Here is a 535-nt window from a genome sequence, read left to right on the forward strand (position 1 = left end):
TACTCGCCATTGCGGTACATGATTTCTGCACGATTGAGGCCGATTGCCTGTACGCGGATTTGAACTTCATTCGCCGCAGGGGCAGGTACGTCAACATCAATAACCTCCAGCACTTCCGGGCCACCGGTACGGTTAAACGTCACCACTTTAGACATATTCAAACCTCATCAGTTAACGGCATACCCTGGAGCGGGTATGCACGGTTTATCTGCGAGTAATTTACGGGGTTAGACTCAAGGTAAAAACAGGCGTGGCGGAACATCACTATTACTGATTCAGTAACAATCGCCTGGTTTCAGCAGCGCTGTCGGGCAAAAATCTCGCTAAACCAGTCGATAAAAACACGCACTTTGGACGACAGATGACGTCTGTCCGGATACATCACGGAAACGGGTTTTGGGACGGAAGGATACTGAGTCAGTATTTCTTCCAACGCACCGGAAGCAATATGGGGAGCCAGAGCATGGCAGGTTGCCTGAATAATCCCCAGCCCGGCCAGGCCGCAGGAGAGTAAAATATCGGAGTTATCTACAAG

At 50.3% G+C, this 535-nt stretch carries 1 protein-coding gene and 1 pseudogene; both read right to left on the minus strand.

The genetic code is table 11. The features are described 5' to 3' along the window. Window positions 1-155: pseudogene (locus tag WH277_RS01910) on the minus strand (zinc-dependent alcohol dehydrogenase family protein); the annotation flags it as partial. 140 nt (window positions 156-295) lie between these two features. Then, window positions 296-535: LysR substrate-binding domain-containing protein (locus WH277_RS01915; RefSeq protein WP_339504076.1), on the minus strand; the 240-nt coding region annotated here is incomplete at its 5' end.

It is taken from the genome of Erwinia sp. MYb416 (assembly GCF_037479575.1).
In the GTDB taxonomy this organism is placed as follows: Bacteria; Pseudomonadota; Gammaproteobacteria; order Enterobacterales; family Enterobacteriaceae; genus Erwinia; species Erwinia rhapontici.